This window comes from Psychrobacter sp. UBA6766 (assembly GCF_002453355.1).
Classification (GTDB): Bacteria; Pseudomonadota; Gammaproteobacteria; order Pseudomonadales; family Moraxellaceae; genus Psychrobacter.
In genome coordinates, this window is record NZ_DKGQ01000025.1 from 68,378 (window position 1) to 87,869 (window position 19,492).

A 19,492-nucleotide genomic window follows, 5' to 3' on the forward strand; every position below is an offset into this window, starting at 1 on the left:
CTCCTTATTATGATGTTTTTTAAGTCCATTTTTAGGTGCTATAGTTTTTTATAATAAATTATAATTCATTGCTCTCTAGAATTTTTGAAGAAGACTGATTATCTTCTTCACTCTCAATCTGTTCGTTTTTGGATTGCTCATTCTCAAGTTGTTCACTCTCTAACTGTTTAGCTGCTTTACCTTGACGGCGCGCTTCTAATTCAGATTTCGGAATCCAAGCCCAGGTCATCTCAACGACGATGGGGTCGCGGTCGCTATCGGACTCACGGTCATGAATCACGCAGGGAATGATCATCTCGCCTTTTGGCGTATTTAAAATATCCAAACGCTGCTCATCAGATAATGAGGCTACGGCGGCAATTTGACCTTTTTTAATCGGGCGATAAAAATTCACTGAATAAGACTTAATTAATAATACACGGTCAGAAGGTAGGTTTAAACCTAAAATGAACCCTGTCGCGGTTTCAGCAAGCAAGGTGATGGCGACGGCATGGACTGAGCCAATATGATTTTGTACCGCTCTGGTATTATTTAAGCTAACCACCACTTGATTGGGATCGACTGTCTCATAATAGATGCCTGTCGTGCCCACATACGGCACTACTTTCCCAAAGGCTTTTGATAAAATGCTGGCGCGCGCCCCCGCAGGCAAATATTTGGTGACAGACAACAACTTGGTAAATTGGTTGCTAATAGGTTTTAGCGTACTATTTGGTTGTTCGACTGGCACTTTAGTGTTGTCAGAAACCTTGGCCGGCAGTTTGCTACTCAGTTTGCTAGGGAGTTTTTTTAATAATCCTGACATACAACATTCCTCAATTTGAAGTGGGATTTACGATACTTACTACTGGTTTTTTGCTGCTGATGCTTTGCCACTGGGATAAAAAGGTTTAGACGATGGATGAGGCGGCTAATTCTTTTTATCATGCTTTTTATCTTAGCAACTATTTTAGTTATGGTACATCAAGCGCCGTATCGCTACTATTATTAACATGAACTACCGCGCTTTTGACTTCCTCTCCTCACTAAACAGAGGGGATTCCTACAGCTAGACGGTCAAGCCCGACCGCGAGGATGTTCTTTGCGGCATTGATATCTCTATCATGCCATGTGCTACACTCAGCACAAGTCCATCTTCTGATTCCAAGTCCTGCTCTACCTTTCGGACTACTATCGCTTATTTTGCGACAGCACGAGCAGATCTGGGTAGTGTAACTCTCATTTACCATCTCAAGATGACAACCTGCATGCTTGCACTTATATTCCAGTTGTCTTTTGATCTCAAACCATCCTGCATCGTATATAGATTTAGTTAGTTTGGTTTTCTTATTGGTAAATGAATGTGATTTAATATCTCCAACCACAATCAATGCATTGTTTTGTACAAGATTGGTGGTGAATTTATGGATGATGTCTTGCCTTGCATTTTTAATCTTGGCATGAATCGCCTTAGCACGTTTTTTGTTTTTAGCACGTTGAGCAATAGCTAACTTTTCAGCATATTTAAGCGTTTGTTTGATCTGTAATTTGTCGCCAGTTGATGTAGTAGCAGCCTCTTTTAAGCCTAAGTCAATACCGACACTGCCTTTACCACTTATTTGTTTTGGGTAGTCCTTAACAGTAATACAGGCATACCAGCGATTACGGCGGTCTTGTACTATCTCAAGGGTGTTAATTTGATATAGGCTCAGATTGTAGCTATCCCACACATCAATAATTAGCTTTTGACCTTTAGACAAAGATAGCCCAATAGTACTTTTAAGCGCTTTCTTTCCAGTCTGTCTTGTGTTTAAGTGCTTAATAGCAGACTTCTTAAAAGGTATCCAGCCAAGTGATTTACGTTTAGCATTAGGACGGCTGGTACGCCAGTTAAGTTTGGCTTTTTTAAACTGCCTACGAGATTTAGCATGAGTTTCATTGATGGCTTGTAGGGTTTGACTATGTAGGCCTAGACAGTCGCCACTACCTTTGGTGTATTCACTTAAGTCGTAAGCACTAAAAAACTTACCTGTGCGTTTTAGATGCTCAAAACTTAACGCATTCACATAGTTCCACACATAATTGACTGAACCGCTTAGGCGATTAAGCTCTGTTATGTGCTTGTCTTTGATGCGTAGTTTGAGTGTTTTCATTACTCTAGTGTGGCAAAAGCATGGCAAACTAGCAAGTCTTTAAAGACGATTTGCGACAAGCGATGTCGCCTTATATACCTGCTCTAAACCGCAGTATTTTATAGTGACTGACAATAAAATATGACTAACGTAACGATATCTTAGAGGGCAGAAATATCGAAGCCGATTGTGATATCGCTTATTGCCTGCTCGGTCGCTTAATTTTAACGAGCAAAGTTATAATAGTCAGATTTTAGTGCGGCTGAAATATTTCGCCGTGACTTTCTATTGCTAAATAATGTTATGTTGGATAATGCTATGCCTGATATATCTTCTCGAAAACCAACCAATATCATCTATACGGGCGTTGCTGGTACAGGTAAAACCTATCGTTTATTACAAATTGCTAAGCAATATACTAATTATTTGCCTCGCGTAAATGACAAAGAGTTATTAGGACAGCTTTTGCAGCCGTTAAGTTGGCGTGACGTTGTTTGCTTAATATTTTTGGATTTTAAGTCGAAAAAACAAGACTTGGTTAAGGTGCCAGAAATTGTCAATCATGAGTTTTTTGTCAATAAAGCGGCGCAAAATTCGCGTGAGAAAAATTTAAGTAATACTGCCTGGTCTGTGCTGCAAATGCATACGCCTGCTAATTCAAAAACGGTGAGTTATAAAAACCGCGCTAGCCAAGCCTATTTTGATAAAGACAATAGCGGCGCATGGTATTTACTGCCAGAAAGCATGGATTTGTTAAGCGATTTAGCGCAGCAATTGGCCGAATTTCAGCAGGCACAGCGCGAGAATAGTAACCAAAATCAAGAGTTTCGCCAACAGCGTTTTAGTTTGGTCAGCTTTCATCAAGCCTATGGTTATGAGGAATTTGTCGAAGGTATTCGTCCTGTTATGGCAGCGTCTGATCACACAACGAAAAGTTCAACTCAGATGAGTTACGCCATTCAAGATGGGACGTTCTTAAAACTATGCCAACGCGCTGCCAATGATCCCGAGCAGCGTTATGCCATATTAATCGATGAGATTAATCGTGCTAACGTATCACGGGTATTTGGTGAGCTATTAAGTTTGATTGAGCCAGATAAACGTGCTGGCATGGCAAACGCGATGATGGTTCATTTGGCGTATTCTGGGCGAACCTTTAGCGTCCCAGCCAACGTTGATATTTATGCCACGATGAATACCCAAGACCACTCACTAGCGCCGCTTGATATGGCATTACGTCGGCGTTTTCACTTTATTGACTGTCCGCCGCAGCCCGAATTATTACCTGTTATTTATGTCAATCCAGTTAATTCAGAAACCGGTAATTCAGAAACGGTTGATCCGGCAGAAACGATAGATTTAGCAAAAATTTTAACTGGTTTAAATAATCGCATCACGCAAACGCTAGGGCTTGATGCGCAATTAGGTCATGCGTTTTTATGGTCGGTAAATACGCTTGAGCAATTGCAAACGGCACTTATTGAGCAAATCATTCCGCAATTAGCACAAGCAGCGGGTGGCCAAATCACTATTTTGCAATATATTTTTCAAGACGAGCAGCAGCCGATAAGCGCGCAGTTTATACAAGATAGCCAAGCGCTCATCAATAATGAGGTAAATAACTTAGCCAGCCCTAACCATCCAAATCGAATGTTTGCAGACCAGCACTCATTTCTTGGTCAGACTGTGAGTGCTAGCAGTTATAAAATTAATGCAGATTTAATCCATAACACTGCTGAGTTTGCAAGGCCAGTTGTCTATGAGCGTTTATATTAATAGAGTGGTTGGCGAGTGATGAGTAGGGTATTACAGTCTGATAGCAAAGCGATAGGTAGCAACGTTAATAGCGGCGTTAATAGTGCGAGTATTGCCAATAACGTTAACGCAACTACGCGTGATGCTCATATTATTACTGTGTTTGAACACCAGCGTTTAACCACGCGAGATTTTGTTCACCTATCAGATTTTCATTGGTTAATGGCGCAAGAGTTTAGCGTTTTTAGTATTAAACGCCAGCAAGGGCAATGGCAGCTAAAGGTTGGCCATTATATTGGCGTTATCTTATTGCCAAGTGGTATGACGCTTGAGATATTGCCCAAACTGATAACAAAAAGTCCTACCAATCACAACCAACAACAATACGAGTCGACCAAAGCCAACGATATCAATCAGACACGCCGATGGGTTCAGGATATGTTGGCGGATTTAACCAATCGCAATCAGGCTAAAAATAAACTTCTCAATGTTAAAAACCTAGGTCAATTTAGTCCTCAATTAGCCGCGCTACCGACTAAAGCATTACCATTATCAGATTGGCTTATCGCACAGTTTTTGCAGTGCTTGGCTCATTATCAACCAACCAAGCATTATCAGACGCAAATCCAAAACCAAGCAGCGCTACAAGGTCGCTTACTGATTAAAGAGCAACTGCGCTTTAATAGTATGAAGCCGCATAAGTTTGTCTGTGAAAGTAGTGTGCTGAGCCAAGAGATGCTCAGTAATCGTTTGATTAAAAGCGCGTTAGTGTTACTTACGCCATTATTGTCGCCGTCAAAATCGCTCCTAGCATTACAGTTATGGCAAAAAATTTCTACGCTAAATCGCCATGAGCTTCAGCGATTAGAGCTGCTATATAAACAAGCAAAACGCCAATTAGCGCTGCAGCCTTTATCTCGGCAGCAGTTACAAGCGGCGCAGCAATTATTGGACTTAGCTTATTGGCTTTTGCAGCAATCTGACGCTCATACTGGCAATGGGATTAAGCCTCAAACATTAGCCAAGCAAAATGCCGCTCAACCGCGCCTATGTTTATTGATTGATATGAACCAAGCGTTTGAGCAATGGGCAAGCCAGCGTATCGCGGACCAGTTTCAGCAAATTGATTTGGCTTATAAACCTTTGTTTCAAACCCAACGTGTGTGGCTACGTGATATAGCAGGGCAGGCGTGTCTCTCTATTCGTCCTGATTTATTGATATATAAAGCAGCTGATGATAAAGCAATTAATAAAGCTACCGTAGGGTTTAGCTCGCATAAATCTTTTCACTCACGGCAATCAGGCAATTATAGTCATGTCATTGATATTAAATGGAAACATTTGCCGCATGCAGGCGCCATTAGTGCGAGCGATGCCTATCAGTTGACCAGTTATGCACAGACTTATCATGCAGAGCAGGGGTGGCTGGTTTATCCGGTACAGGACGATAGCAAACAACCCATCCTGCTTAAGCAACAAGCTTATGATGACGCAGACGCTCATACGGTACGTAATAAGCAGTCAAGTCCTGCCAAATTATGGCTGATACCTTTTAATGTGGTGACCGGCACCGTAAACGGTGACTTGCTTCCAGATTTGAATGTAGTATAATGAGCGCTGTTGGCAATTGAGTATTAGGGTTGGTAAAAACCAACGTTGCGTCACCGCCATTTTTATGAAAAATGGTTATTTTTGAAAGAATTTAACGATTCTTTAAAATAATCAAAAATAGGTGTTGACACAATCAGCTTTACCCCTTAATATGTGCACCTCGATAGCGAGGAACATTAACAAGTTAGCGGTATGACCGACAACGAGTTAAATAACAAACTATCGAGATAATAGAAAATTTCGGAGTGTGGCGCAGTTTGGTAGCGCATCTGGTTTGGGACCAGAGGGTCGTAGGTTCGAATCCTATCACTCCGACCATCTATTTAAAGAGCCTTACAGGCTTTTTTTTATGTATAATGATATTGTTTTTCATGTTAGATGTTTTTGACATAATGAACAGATCAAAATATATAAAAGTCCTCTAAGAGCGCCTGTAGCTCAGCTGGATAGAGCATCTCCCTTCTAAGGAGGTGGCCGCAGGTTCGAATCCTGCCAGGCGCACCATTTAGCCTGTCAATCTTGCCTTATCAGGCAATAGTTATGGCGGTTGTAGCTCAGTTGGTAGAGCCCCGGGTTGTGATCTCGGTTGTCGTGGGTTCGAGTCCCATCAGTCGCCCCATATTTTATTCTGCATTACCTTCCTTATTCAATTAAAAAATCTTTTTTAAATCATTCTATTTGCCTTTATGGGCATTTTTTTTGCCTATTTTTTACCTATTAATGAATGCCGCCAAAATTATTATATATTATAAAACGTTTCAGGCATTTAATATCTCGCTACCTACTAGCGTTTTTTCGCATTTTTTCTTATGATAGTTATTTTTAATAAATATTTATTAAAATTACGTCTCTAGTTGATTCTCAAAAAATCGTTGTGGTATTTGTATCGCATGGATTTGTAACTGTCTCACTGTACCTTTCTTATATTGACCTGGCTATGGCTTTTAAAATTTGGCATTTTTCTAAAATCAGTCATTTTTACATTGAGGTTTTAAGTCAGAATGTTTGTTTTGTATTTTTTAGATATTTTTTTATTTGATGCCTGTCCTCATTTTAAAGAAATGGCGATAAAATGAAATAAATTGCAGTCAAACAAAAAATTAAAATGTTGCTTTAAGGATATCGAGCAAGTTCACGCTTAGAGACGTTTTATATTTTTGTCTCCACTTGACGGCTACCGAGCCCATGTTATTGAGGAAATGAGGGATGGACGCACTAAGCGTGTTGCTACAAAATGTGCATTTATTCGAAACGAAGTATTATCGTTTAGATGGGACGGGCAATTGGTCTTATTCAATCACTAGACAAGATACGATTTTGTTTTATTTGGTCATGTCAGGGGGTTTTTGCATCGATGTCGGCAATGGCCCACGAGAAACACGTGCCGGTGACATGATTATGATTCCAAACGCATATAAGCATGTGAGTTATGCGCTGAATTATAATGGTGATGAGGCACAGCCGTTAGATGAGTTGCTAATCGATTGTAAAGATCGGACGCTGGAACTTAAAGGCAACGGGGATAGTAATGCCAACTCATCATTGATATTGATCGAATGTAAGTATGATAAAGCGATGATTCGTCCTTTATTATCAGTGCTGCCATCGATACTGCCCGAAGTTAACGATGAGGCTGATGGTAGGTTTGAAGTCATTGATGTCGAGATTAGGCTCCTGACTTTGGAGGCGGAACGCGAGCGCATGGGTAAAACTGCGGTCATCAATCATTGGGCAAGTATTATGATGATTGAATGTTTGCGGGTGTATATCGAGCGTCTGCCTGAAGCCACCGATAATTGGTTAACCGCCATGAAAGACCCATTTTTGACCAAGGCGCTGGTAGCCATGCATGAGATGCCAAGCGAAAATTGGACGATTAATAAGCTCGCTGAAGTAGCAGGGATGTCGCGCTCAAGCTTTGCGCAGCGCTTTAAAGAGGTGGTTGGTATACCGCCACTGACCTATTTGATGGATTATCGCTTGCGCTTGGCTGCCCGTTATCTGCGTTTACAGCAAAATAGTATTAGCCGTATCAGCGAGTTGGTTGGTTATGCTTCGGACTCGACCTTTAGCCAAGCCTTTAAGCGCGTCTATGGTATCTCGCCAAAAGCTTATCGCCAGCAATACCAACAACAAACGCTTGCTTAGTCAGCTTTTACATTATCCATATTGCTAAAAAACGCTAAGGTTATTTATCCTTAGCGTTTTTTTTATACCAATCATACTGATTTTTACTTGTTCATTTAGTCTTTATCATTCGTTTTGATGCCGAGTATTTCGGTGATGGAAAGCTGACAACACACTTAGGTTCAGGTACTATAGAATGGTGAGTCGCCCAAGTTCCAGTGTGAGATTTTAGCGCACTTTATTGTAATGTATGATAACTGCTACCTGTAAGTAGTTAGTTATAAATACTGATCTCCTAGTAACTTAGGATAACTTGGGCGAAGTTTATTTTTGCAGCTAATGGTATTTTATGACTGAACCGACCGCCAAGCCAACCGTGACCTCAAATAGCCAACATAGCACTACTATGCCCGCAACACCGACCGGTAACGCTGGTAAAAAAGATGTTAAAGGTAAGGTGAAAAACAAACAGCGTATGGCGAAAAACAAACAAAAAAATCATGTCACGCCCGCACTTGATAAGGCGGCGTTGCTAGCGTTGTTTATTTTGCCAAATGCTGAATTAAGTTCTGAGCAAGCAAATCTAAATACTGCCAGTAGTGAAATGGATAGTAGCGAAACGAACAGCAGCGAAACTAGTGTTGCTGCACAGCGAGTGGCGCTTTATCGTCGTCAGCATGAGCGCACACGTCAGCTATATATGGCGTCCGCCGCTACCCGTCCTACGTATTTGGTGCAAACGCTAAAAACACAGTTTGCAGAATATCAGCAATATTTATTGGCGCAGCAGCTTGATAAACGTGGTCTTATGGATACCGATGGGCTAGAGCGTTTATGGCAACAGCTGCACGTGGTCGATGATATTATCGAAGATATCGTCCGCCATATGCCAGCGCAGCAGCCCGCAGGTTGGCAGCTGACGACACAAGATGGTCATAATCCGCTACGTTTCCCTACCGTTGGTAAGCTCAAACATGGCAAACCTATTTTAGACCAAGGCAGCGTAAACAGTTATGTACTTGGGCACTTTGGTGTCAGTAGTTTTACGTATGACCGCGGTTATTATATCGGTCACGTGGTTGGTTACTTATTTAGTTGCTATTTTTGCGCCCATTTATCTATCAGTTATGGGGTTACCGCACTTAGTCAGCAGGTCGTAAGTGACTATGAGTATGCCAGTCTTGAGACGCCGCATATGGTGAGGTTGCTACAAGGCTTGGATGGTTATTGCAAAAAACGTATTTATCAATTGGCGGTTATTTGCGCGCGCCTTAGCGTCTTTGCCAGTGACAAGCGTATCGAGCGAATGCTGATTGCTGAGGTCAATGACTTTGATAAAAAATTGCAACAACAGCATTTAGATGTTTTATTATTACAAGGCTTAATGCCGGATAGCAATGATTCTACGCCGCTTTTTTAAGGCATTTATTCTCTAAAATCTATTTTAAAAATCCTGCTGATTATCATTTCTAATTGACCCCCTAGGACACTTGCTGCTATGCCCGCTTATCATTATAAAGCGTTAGACGATCATGGTAGTATTCAAAAAGGCCTAATAGAAGGCGACTCTGCGCGCCAAGTACGCCAGCAACTGCGCGATAAGCAGTGGACGCCCGTTGAAGTCAATGCAGTTAATGACAGACAAAGTCAACATAAAAGCCGCTATAAGAAACCATCGGCTTATGAGTTGGCATTGCTGACGCGTCAATTATCCGTATTGCTTGCCGCCGGTATTCCCCTAGAAGAAACGCTCGCTGCCGTCGCCAAACAATCGCCAAAAACCCACATCAAATCGCTTATGCTTGCCGTTCGCTCGCATGTATTAGAAGGCTTGAGCCTCGCGCGTGCGTTACAGCAAGCGGCCAGTTTTCCGCCTCTTTATATTGCTACCATTGCGGCAGGGGAGAAGTCCGGTCATTTAGATTTAATTCTCAACCAATTGGCAGACTACACCGAAAACCGTTTTGCCCTACAAAAGAAAATCCAAGGCGCGATGGTCTATCCAATTGTGTTGATGGTAATGGCGGTTGGGGTAATTATGGGCTTGATGAGCTTTGTAGTTCCTAAAATTGTCAAAGTTTTTGAGCAATCTGAGCAAGCACTGCCTTTAATTACTCAAATTGTTTTGAGCTTATCAAATATCATTACTCAGTGGTGGTGGTTAATGCTGCTGATAATGGCAGGGGCGGCGTTTTTATTTTATCGCTTTTCCCAAACGCAGGCAGGTAAATTAGCGATAGACAGTATCGTGCTTAGACTACCAATATTGGCTAGGTTGTCAAAAGGGCTTAATGCGGCGCGTTTTGCCAGTACGCTTGCGATATTGGTGCGCTCAGGGGTGCCATTGATTGAGGCGCTGCATATTGGCGCGGCAGTGACGACCAATTTACACGTTCAAAAAACCATTATCACTGCAGCTGATAGAGTGACAGAAGGCTCGAGCTTGTCGAGTCAGTTAGAAAAATCCACTTATTTTCCGCCAATGATGGTGCAAATGATTAAAAGTGGAGAAAATTCAGGCGAACTTGAAAACATGCTCAGCCGCGCCGCTACTATGCAAGAAGCGGAAGCAACCAACTTTATCAGCACTTTGCTATCGTTACTTGAGCCTTTGATGCTAGTACTGATGGGCGTGGTGGTCATGATTATCGTGATGGCAGTGATGCTACCGATTGTGAATATGAACGATTTAGCAGGCTAATATACACTCAAATTTTTTAATTTATCTCCATTCAATTCAAATATGATTACCTATTTCTTGCTAAAACTTCCGTTAACTTTCTTAAGCCTTGCTTACTGTTGTAGATTGTTGACAGCGGCGTATTTTTACTAGAGCACAGTCAATCATCACGCTATAGTAAGCGCTCGTCAAAAGCTTTACTTATAAACCTTTTATAAAGTTAGCGGTTATCCACTCTCTTATGGCTCGTATCCATAAAAGTCGAGATTCATAACAAACTATTGCAGCGCTGGATAAAAATAAAAGCATGGTTTATAGTGATAAATCGGTTTGGTGTTCATTAATTTACAGCCACTGACTTTATCGAGTAACTTAATGCGCTCTGAACGCCATTTTTCCTATAAGCCATTTCCCTATTTATATCACCTGATACTAAAAGCGATGACAAAAGCGATGACTACAATTGATACGATGCAAGTAAAGACGATGCCAAAAAACGCTATGAATAACGATAAGTTTCAGGCAGAAAATACGAATAAAAATACGACCACTGCGCTGAAAGATCGTCCGTTATTGCGTCATAGCCAGTCTGGATTTACGCTTATTGAGATTATGGTGGTGATTGTGATTTTGGCCATTCTTGCAGGTTTGGTCGTGCCAAAAGTAGTTGGGCAAAGCGATAAAGCACGCGTTAAAACCACTGAAACGGCGCTGGCGACGGTATCCAATGCGCTTGATATGTACAAGGTTGATAATTCGCGTTATCCAACCACCGCGCAAGGTTTAGAAGCCTTAACCACACCGCCTGCCGACGCCAAAAACTATCCTGATGGCGGCTATATCAAAGGCGGCTATCCGACCGATGGTTGGGAAAACGAATTGCAGTATGTCGCTCCGGGTAGCGAAGGTCGCCCTTATGATTTGTTTTCGTTGGGGGCTGATGGGCAGCAAGGCGGCGAAGGGCAGGATGCGGATATTTATGCCCAGCTATAAGCTTAGCCTTAAAATGATTAGAGATGAGCAGTAAGTTATTCTCTCATCATCACACTTTATGCAGTAAAGCGGCGTTAAATTTTTTAGATATCAACCAATAAGGCATTATTGGTTGATATTTTTTATTAAAGCATAAAATAGGTACAAAAGCGCTCCTGGGATAAATTTTGCTTGCTTATTTGCTTGCTTGCTGTGCCGACATAGCTCGATGCGGCGCAAAATTTCTCTTAATAGCACTGCGTTTTTTATAGTGAATTTACGATAGTCAGTTATTAAAACCCGTCACTAAAGGTAGTTATCTATGTCCATAAAAACAGCAATTTCAACAACTGTCATCAATAAACGCCCTTCTAGAAAATCTCATTTATTGATAATTGCGCTTATGAGCACCTCGTTGATGACAAGTTTATCAATGACGACTTTGAGCGCGCAGGCGGCAGGTCTAGGCGAATTGTTTGGCAACAATAATGCCGCGCAAGCGAAATTTTTGCCCGTTGATGAAGCCTTTCAAGTGGGCAGTGTGACCAAAGCAACGTCTAAGGGCACGCAGTTATCGATTACCTTTGATATCACGCCCGGGCATTACGTTTATAAAAACAAGCTGACGGTAAGTTTTCCTAAGGGCATCAGTGCGACGCCACTTAGCTTTAGTCAATCGCCCGTCACCATTAACGACCCCACCTTTGGTAAAGTGCCTGTTTTTACGCAAAAAAATGTGGTTGCTACCACTACGCTCACCACCAATAATGGTAAAGGCGCAAAAAATGTCCCAGTAGTCATTGGCTGGCAAGGCTGCGCCAAAGCCGGACTGTGCTATCCACCTGAGAAAATTAAAACCACGGTAAACATTGGCAAGGTACGTAAATAAACAGCAACGTAAAGAAGCAACCATGTAAATAGACAGTGAATTGGTCAATTCGAATATTGGTAATAAATAGGTAGCCCTTCATGTCCATTAAGACCGCAGAAAAATCCCCGTCATTAGCGGAAAATAACTCTTCAAAAAAATCTTGTCTATTGGCATTTGTGTTAACCACCAGCTCACTGTTGACAGGATTGGCTGCTACAGGATTGGCGGTTGCGCCAGTCGCATCGCAAGCGGCAGGGTTAGGCGATTTGTTTAGCAGTGATAAAAGTGCGGCCCAGCCGAAATTTTTGCCCGTTGATGAAGCGTTTCAAGTTAGCAGTAGCAGCAAACCTACCAATAATGGCACGCGATTAGCCATTAATTTTGACATCACACTTGAGCATTATGTTTATAAAGACCAAATTAAGCTAACGCTGCCTGCTGGCGTCACCGCTGCGCCGTTCACCTTTAGCCAAAAGCCAGTCTCCATTGATGATCCAACCTTTGGGAAAGTACTGGTGTTTGACCAAGCTAATATGGTCGCCAGCACCATTTTGAGCAGTAGTAATGGCAAAGGCATAGAAAATGCTGCTGTGACGATAGGTTGGCAGGGCTGTGCCAAAGCCGGACTTTGCTATCCGCCGGAAAAGATAAAAACGACGGTAAATATCGCTGCCGCGCCACAATCGGCAGCCAATAGTTCAAGTAATACAGCTCCAGATTCTGCGAGCAATAATAGCAATGCAGTATCTGCGCAGTTATCTACAGTTACGACTGACGCTGATAACCTTGCCGCAGAGCAATCCTTGACTGATGATGAAGTAATTGATTATGCCTTGTTAGATGACGAAGCTCTAGACGGGGAGCTTGGTGCGACCAATACGATTTCTGGTGCTGATGAACAGACAATAGCTAGCGATGTAACAAATAATTCTGCGGCAGCAAACGATAGCAATGATAGCGCAGCAACGAACAATATCGTTACGGGCGATAATGCGATTAATAGAGATCCTTTTGGTTTGGCTTCGCATCCCTGGTTGGCACTGGTGTTATTGTTTTTAGCAGGTTTGGGCTTGGCATTGACGCCATGCGTGTTACCAATGCTACCGATTGTCGCCAATATTGTCGCTCGCCAGCAAAACCCAACAGTTAAAAAAGGGGTCATTTTAACGACCAGTTATGCTATTGGTGTCGCCACCGCTTACGGTATTTTAGGTGCGGCCATTGCCGTATTTGGTGAATCATTAGGCATTATTGGTTGGCTGCAAAACCCTGTTATCTTGATTAGTTTTGCCATCGTTTTTGTCTTGTTAGCGCTTTATATGCTGGGTGTGTTTAACATCCGCTTACCGCGAGCGATTAGCAGTAAAATGCAAGGTCTAAGCCAAGCGGGAGATAGCAAACTTGGTAGCACAGGCGGCAGTTTAATCGCTGGATTTTTATCGGCACTCGTGGTATCGCCTTGTGTTTCAGCGCCCTTATTTGGCGCGCTATTGGCAGTATCAACGATTGGCAGTCCGCTCCTTGGGTTTGCTGCCTTATTTATGTTAGGTTTTGGTTTGTCGGCACCGCTTATCTTAATTGGCGCGACCCAAGGTAAAATCATGCCAAAAGCGGGCGAGTGGATGAATTGGGTCAAGCAGGGCTTTACTTTACTGCTTTTTGCCGTGGCGTTATTATTAATTGAGCGCGTCTTTATCTCGCCTGTGATGCTAATGGTGTGGGCGCTCTGGTTTATGGTGGTCGCGACGTGGGCGTGGAGCTGGTTGGGCAAAGGTCGTATGCTGACCCAAGCGCTCGGGTTAATTGCTGGTATTTGGGCGACTTGTTTAATCGTCGGCGCGGCATTGGGTAACAATGACAGCTTGCATCCGCTGGCATCATTAACATCGTCAGGCGCTGCTCCAATAATGCAAACGGCTGCTGGTCAACCGCCTGCAAATAAGGCAACAGATAAGACGGTGACGACGCTAGCTGAGTTAGATGCCATTATCGCTGCCAATCCTAAAGTGCTGGTCGATGTGACTGCCGAATGGTGTATTGAATGCCGTATTATGGATAAAAACTTATTTCATAATCGTCCTGCGCAAATGCAAGATTGGCAATTGGTCAGACTTGATATCACCGAAACCACAGCCGACTCTAAAGCCATCTTAGCGCGCTATCAACTGTTTGGCCCGCCAGCGTTGCTTTATTATCAAGACGGGCAATTGGTCAATCAACAAGTGGGTGAAATTGGCCGCGCTGAGTTTGAGCAAACCTTAACGGCATTGAATTAATCATTTAATCTAAATCAATACCACATTATTTTTAACGTAAATAAGCCAACGTCCATTGATAATAGGGCGTTGGTTTTTTCAATTTTATTAGACAGCGATAACGCTAGTATAGTGCACTTATTTTCATTACAATAAAGCAACATTGCTAAAGGCGCACTACTATGAGTAAGCGCTACCTTGCACCTCCACATTTATTGATTTTCTTTTAGTTCTTCTTTTATTTTAGCATTCGCGCTAATGGCTATATTAATTATTACATATACTCTGCTGGCGCTCATGTCAGTGAGATAAAGGACATTTATGTTTTCTCATATTACTCCACAGCGACCCTCGTCAGCGCTTATCAAAGCGTGTAGAACCAACAATATTCAGCTATCTACGTGCTCTAAGCGCTATTTAACGATGGCCGTTGGTATGGCACTTTCTTGTTTTACGCTACAAGGTTATGCTGCCAATAGCACTCAAACCCATGGCAACGAAAGCTACGAAGAGTTGCCTGTAGAGGCTATCGCATTTGAGTATGAAAATAATAATTCTCCAGAGAATGTGAGTAAGCGCGTCGTCAATCCGAACGCAGCCGCCCAAAGTGACAAAGTTATCAGTAAAGAATTTGTCGCCGAGCAAGCAAAGTTATTTTACGAGTGTACCCAAGTACAGACCAGTGCCGCACGTTTGGCCTGTTTTGATAAAGTCGCTGAGCAGGGAAAAACACCGAGCTATGTGACGACCAAACAGCCTGTTGATTTGGCAAAAACCTTGCAAAGTACCCTTGCTGGTAATCCGCAAGTTGTCCTTGTAGAAGAAAATACCACCATCTCGGCAAAGGGTAATACTGTGGCTACTGGCGCGGCGAATAGTGCATCAGCCGATGGCGAAAGTTTGGATACGGTTGGACTGACACAAAGAGAAGCGGAAGTGTTAGAAAACGTCGGTGTCACCCAAACCGATATCGAAAAATTTACCCCGCTTAGTTTATCTTATGATTTGGATAAAAACAGCGAGCGCGGCACGTGGACGGTCAGACCTTATCGCCCCACTTATCTTATGCCACTTTTTTATACCTTTGATCCCAATTTAGGCCCCAGTACACCATCACAGGAGAAAGAACCTTTTACTTCTAATGATGTACGTAATACTGAGCTAAAATTCCAGCTGTCTTTAAAGACCAAAGTGATGGAAGATTTGTTTGATACCAGCGCAGATTTATGGTTTGGCTATACCCAAGAGTCGCACTGGCAGGTGTATAACGAAGACAACTCGCGGCCATTTCGCGCCACCGATTATCAGCCTGAGATATTCTTAACCCAGCCCGTGACAGCGGATCTGCCTTTTGGTGGTCGTCTACGTATGCTAGGGGTGGGTGCGATTCACCACTCAAACGGCCAAGATGATCCCTTATCACGCTCGTGGAACCGTGCTTATTTGATGGCAGGCGCAGAGTGGGGCAAGCTATCAGTGATACCGCGCCTATGGGCTCGCGTCAATAATGAGAGTTCTAGTAGTGAGGATAATCCAGATATCGAAGACTACATGGGCTATGGTGATATAAAGTTCTTGTATGATTTGCCCGAACAGCAGAGTCTGAGTGGTACGCTGCGCTACAATCCAGCTACCCATAAAGGCGCCGCGCAGATTGACTATATCTACCCATTAACCAAAAACGTCAATGGCTTTGTGCAGTTATTCCAAGGTTACGGCGAGTCTATTATTGATTATAACCACGAAAATACTTCGATTGGTTTTGGTATCGTACTAAATGACTGGAAAGGTTTTTAGGATAAACGCAGCGATGGGCACCGAGTGATGCGACACTTAGCGCCTTATCAAACCGGATTATGGCTGGCAGAGTATGGAGACATACGCTGTCAGTTGTGCCGTCTTTATCGCAGTACGCCGCAATCACAGCTCTTACAAAACCATTCCTCACTGATCTTGCCAAACAACTCGCCAAACAAGCAATCACTTTTTATTAAACTGCGTCAACGATTTAACGGCCGTTTTCACAGCGGATTGCTTTGCACCCGTTGCCATCACAGTATCGTCTGGCTGCCGAAACCCTTTGACGTTGATATTGCCGCTGGCAAAGTACTATTCATTCAAGCAGCGACCTATTACGACTATCCGATACGTCAAGCTATTCGCGCCTTTAAACATCACGAAGACATGACCAAGCTGCCGCTATTGCTACATGTATTACGCCAGTTGCCCAGACCACACGGCTGTCATTATGACAATAGTGTCGTGGTCGCGATGCCAACGACAGAGCAGCGCCTTGTTAAACGGGGCTTTGACCCTGTCAGTATTTTGGCCGCGCAGCTATCTAAGCATTGGCATATTCCTCTGTGGAATGGCGTAGAGCGTATCGACAATACCGTGAGCCAGCAAGGGCTAACGCGTGCCGAACGTTTAGGTAATTTAGACAACGCTTTTGCTTTAGTAGAAACACCTCCCGTGAAGCGTTTATTATTATTTGATGATGTAGCAACCACAGGTGCGAGTTTGCAAGCATTAGGCCGTGTTTTAAGCAGTCAATCTAAAGGGATAGCGGGAGTTAATTCTTCCACTTCTAATCAATATGATATTTCTGCATATGCGTTAGCGCATGGAAGTCAGACTTAAACTTAATTACGTCCTTTCACAACAAGTCTTGTGTTGCTAATATGTTATCTTAACGTTATATTACCAATGTATTTTAACTAACTTTTTGGTTATTTATCAGCTATTTATAAGTAGTGAATGTAAGCTGGCTGTATGGAAAGATAAAAATATAACGTGAGTTGGGGTAAGTTTTCTACTATAAAACGAGCTGATTTTGTGGAATAAGAATTGCATAGCTAGGGATGAATATGTTGATTGGCTTTTAAATGCATTAGCATGAATTTTGAATACTCGCTACTACCGTAAATATCATACTAATGGTTGCTATAAATAGGGATTTGAGTGAAGGTTTCTGAAAATAACGTAGCAAAGAAGTTACGCATGGCCAGCTCAGGGTTTACCCTGATTGAGCTGATGGTGACGATTGCTGTGCTTGCTATTATTGTTAGTATTGCGGCTCCTAATATTAGTACGCAGCTGGCCAATCAGCGCGTGAAGTCGACAACTGCGATTTTAGAAAACGCATTAAAAGAGGCACGTGCTGAAAGCTTGATTCGCAGGCAGGATATTAAGGTAGGAATTGATGACAATGAGCACATGATTAAGATTGAATTAAAAGATACAAGCTCTACTATCGTTGCAAGCTATTCTTACAATACTAAGAGTACTATCACTGGGAATGATGTAGAGTTCCAGTCCTATAAAATTGCCAATGAAGAAACTATAACCATTTGTGATAGTAACTTAGCGGCGGCTACGCGTCAGGTGATGGTCAGCGCAATTGGGCAAGTCACTAGTCAGCTTGGAGGAACCTGCTAATGCGTCAGCATCAACGGGGGGTTGGACTGGTTGAGGTATTAGTTGCGGTTCTATTGTTGGCCGTAGCGGTTCTCGGCTTTAGTGCCCTACAAATGAACGCATTAAAAGCAACAGATGAGAGCTTAAATCGAAGTCGAGCAATGAGTATATCAAAGCAACTATCGGAAAATATACGCTTGAATAACTCAGGCGCTGAAGACTTTACTAAAGAGCTGAATGCACTTAACGCAGACAGCAACAATATTATAGATTACTGTACTAAAGTTCGCCAAGAAAGTAGTAAGTTTAGTAAAGATAGTTGTAAGAAAGATTCGTGCTCTCCCTCAGAACTTGCTGCACTAAGTGCGTGGAAGGCTGCAAACTTAGCATGCGGACAAGATATTATGCTAAATATGACGACATGTCCGGAAATGACAAATATCAATACGAGACAGTGTGTCATCACTTCTTGGGGTAACACTCTACCTATACTTAGTAAGGGCAATAAGCATGCTTGCGGAGATGATAGCGGCGCATATAAGTTAGGCTCAAGCTGTTTAATTATGGAGGCTTACTAGTGAAAACTTCGTGTAATTTCCAATATGGGTTTACGCTAATAGAACTGATGATATCACTGGTATTAGGGCTATTGATATCTGCAGCAGTCATGCAAGTCTATATTATTAATACTAAGACAGCAGGTATTCAGTCTGGTGCTTCTGATGTAATTGAAAATACAGTGTTTAATACACCAATGATTGAACAAAAGATTCGTCTTGCTGGGTTGGGGTTATCTGATAAAGCAAAGGATAACGAGCCGGGCTCAGGTATTGTTTTAACGAGCGCTAATAATGCAACCAAAGATAATGACAACAAAAAGCAGCTCGATAATTTAAAAAATCCAGATGACATTGATACAAATGGTCTTAAGGACATTACACTAGACGGTAACTCACTAAAAGTTACTTTACTTACTCATACAGGTGATGAAACCGATACGGGTAAAAACAATGAGTGGACTGGCGTAAGTAGCGTTAATCTAAAAAGTGGACAGCTCACCATTCAATACCGCGCGCCACAAAATATGTATGATTGTGAAGGAAGGCTAGCTTTAGGACCGAGACAGGTAAAAGTTGGTGGTGTTCTAGAGACCATTGATGGTCAGGTAGTTATAGAGCGTTTTTATCTCAAAGCGCCCAACCCATCTAAACCCTCTGAGTTGTCTTTATACTGTGACGCTGGCAAGTACATTACTGAGATAATGGATGATTATAGGGAGCAAAGTATCCCAGAAAAAAAGCTTCCGACTTCTGTTAATTTTACAACTAACAATAGTATCCGAGATTTCAGTGATACAGGTCAAGAAATCATAACCAATGTAGATTATTTTGATATTTTGCTGATGACTAAAAAAGATCCAACTCTAGCCAGTACACCAAAAGGTGATACTACTTTACGTTATTACACCGTTAAGGAGTATCTTGGTTTAGAGTCGAGTATAAAGCCTGTTATTGTTGGAATTAAGTACGGATTGATTCTGCGTTCAGGAAATGCCGTATTGTCTGAGGATGGCCCATCAGCATTCAATGTATTAGGTAATAAGCTAACCCTTAAATCAGGTTTAAATAAAAACTATATCAGAACAGTAGTTGAATCCAATGTCACGTTAAGAAATATCAATCATTAAAGCAGT

At 42.3% G+C, this 19,492-nt stretch carries 15 protein-coding genes and 3 tRNA genes; 16 read left to right on the plus strand and 2 right to left on the minus strand.

Annotated elements, in window-relative coordinates; genetic code table 11:
- Nucleotides 1-58 precede the first annotated feature (58 nt).
- Both B4K26_RS05720 and B4K26_RS05725 read right to left on the minus strand, forming a co-directional pair.
- The gene (locus tag B4K26_RS05720; protein WP_296244084.1) at nucleotides 59-805 is read right to left on the minus strand and encodes a DUF4442 domain-containing protein; all 747 of its coding nucleotides are present in this window, start codon (nucleotides 803-805) and stop codon (nucleotides 59-61) included.
- A gap of 220 nt (nucleotides 806-1,025) precedes the next feature.
- On the minus strand, nucleotides 1,026-2,132 hold the full coding sequence (locus B4K26_RS05725; RefSeq protein WP_296244085.1) for an RNA-guided endonuclease InsQ/TnpB family protein: 1,107 nt from the start codon (nucleotides 2,130-2,132) through the stop codon (nucleotides 1,026-1,028).
- 297 nt (nucleotides 2,133-2,429) lie between these two features.
- On the opposite strand from B4K26_RS05725, the gene B4K26_RS05730 reads away from it, so the two are divergent.
- The 16 genes from B4K26_RS05730 to B4K26_RS05805 all read left to right on the plus strand — a co-directional run bounded on the left by B4K26_RS05730 (nucleotide 2,430) and on the right by B4K26_RS05805 (nucleotide 19,486).
- Nucleotides 2,430-3,887 carry an McrB family protein gene (locus B4K26_RS05730; RefSeq protein ID WP_296244086.1) on the plus strand — a complete coding sequence of 486 codons (1,458 nt, stop codon included), beginning with the start codon at nucleotides 2,430-2,432 and terminating at the stop codon, nucleotides 3,885-3,887.
- Nucleotides 3,888-3,905: 18 nt separating this feature from the next.
- The gene (locus B4K26_RS05735; protein ID WP_296244087.1) at nucleotides 3,906-5,477 is read left to right on the plus strand and encodes an McrC family protein; all 1,572 of its coding nucleotides are present in this window, start codon (nucleotides 3,906-3,908) and stop codon (nucleotides 5,475-5,477) included.
- A gap of 241 nt (nucleotides 5,478-5,718) precedes the next feature.
- Nucleotides 5,719-5,795 (plus strand) — tRNA-Pro (locus B4K26_RS05740).
- Nucleotides 5,796-5,904: 109 nt separating this feature from the next.
- A tRNA-Arg gene (locus tag B4K26_RS05745) sits at nucleotides 5,905-5,981 on the plus strand.
- Nucleotides 5,982-6,020: 39 nt separating this feature from the next.
- A tRNA-His gene (locus tag B4K26_RS05750) sits at nucleotides 6,021-6,096 on the plus strand.
- Nucleotides 6,097-6,683: 587 nt separating this feature from the next.
- Complete coding sequence (locus tag B4K26_RS05755; protein WP_296244088.1) at nucleotides 6,684-7,625, plus strand: AraC family transcriptional regulator; 942 nt, start codon at nucleotides 6,684-6,686, stop codon at nucleotides 7,623-7,625.
- 328 nt (nucleotides 7,626-7,953) lie between these two features.
- Nucleotides 7,954-9,024, plus strand: coding sequence for a hypothetical protein (locus B4K26_RS05760; protein WP_296244089.1), 1,071 nt, complete (start codon nucleotides 7,954-7,956; stop codon nucleotides 9,022-9,024).
- A 78-nt stretch (nucleotides 9,025-9,102) separates the two neighbouring features.
- On the plus strand, nucleotides 9,103-10,305 hold the full coding sequence (gene gspF, locus B4K26_RS05765; RefSeq protein WP_296244090.1) for a type II secretion system inner membrane protein GspF: 1,203 nt from the start codon (nucleotides 9,103-9,105) through the stop codon (nucleotides 10,303-10,305).
- Between the two features lie 432 nt (nucleotides 10,306-10,737).
- On the plus strand, nucleotides 10,738-11,277 hold the full coding sequence (gspG, locus tag B4K26_RS05770; RefSeq protein WP_409521348.1) for a type II secretion system major pseudopilin GspG: 540 nt from the start codon (nucleotides 10,738-10,740) through the stop codon (nucleotides 11,275-11,277).
- A gap of 397 nt (nucleotides 11,278-11,674) precedes the next feature.
- A complete protein-coding gene (locus B4K26_RS05775; RefSeq protein ID WP_296244092.1) occupies nucleotides 11,675-12,145 on the plus strand; it encodes a protein-disulfide reductase DsbD N-terminal domain-containing protein in 471 nt (156 codons plus the stop codon).
- A gap of 80 nt (nucleotides 12,146-12,225) precedes the next feature.
- Nucleotides 12,226-14,403: a protein-disulfide reductase DsbD domain-containing protein gene (locus B4K26_RS05780; protein WP_296244094.1), complete on the plus strand. Its 2,178-nt coding sequence runs from the start codon at nucleotides 12,226-12,228 to the stop codon at nucleotides 14,401-14,403.
- 300 nt (nucleotides 14,404-14,703) lie between these two features.
- Complete coding sequence (locus B4K26_RS05785; RefSeq protein WP_296244096.1) at nucleotides 14,704-16,179, plus strand: phospholipase A; 1,476 nt, start codon at nucleotides 14,704-14,706, stop codon at nucleotides 16,177-16,179.
- 27 nt (nucleotides 16,180-16,206) lie between these two features.
- Nucleotides 16,207-17,022, plus strand: a complete 816-nt coding sequence (locus tag B4K26_RS05790) for a ComF family protein (protein ID WP_296244097.1) — start codon at nucleotides 16,207-16,209, stop codon at nucleotides 17,020-17,022.
- 321 nt (nucleotides 17,023-17,343) lie between these two features.
- On the plus strand, nucleotides 17,344-17,820 hold the full coding sequence (locus B4K26_RS05795) for a pilus assembly FimT family protein (RefSeq protein WP_296244098.1): 477 nt from the start codon (nucleotides 17,344-17,346) through the stop codon (nucleotides 17,818-17,820).
- Nucleotides 17,820-18,377 (plus strand): type IV pilus modification protein PilV, encoded by a 558-nt coding sequence (pilV, locus tag B4K26_RS05800; protein WP_296244099.1) that lies wholly within the window; start codon nucleotides 17,820-17,822, stop codon nucleotides 18,375-18,377. The genes B4K26_RS05795 and pilV overlap by 1 nt, the downstream gene beginning before the upstream one ends.
- Nucleotides 18,377-19,486, plus strand: coding sequence for a PilW family protein (locus B4K26_RS05805; protein ID WP_296237964.1), 1,110 nt, complete (start codon nucleotides 18,377-18,379; stop codon nucleotides 19,484-19,486). Before pilV ends, B4K26_RS05805 begins: the two co-directional genes overlap by 1 nt.
- Nucleotides 19,487-19,492: the final 6 nt, after the last annotated feature.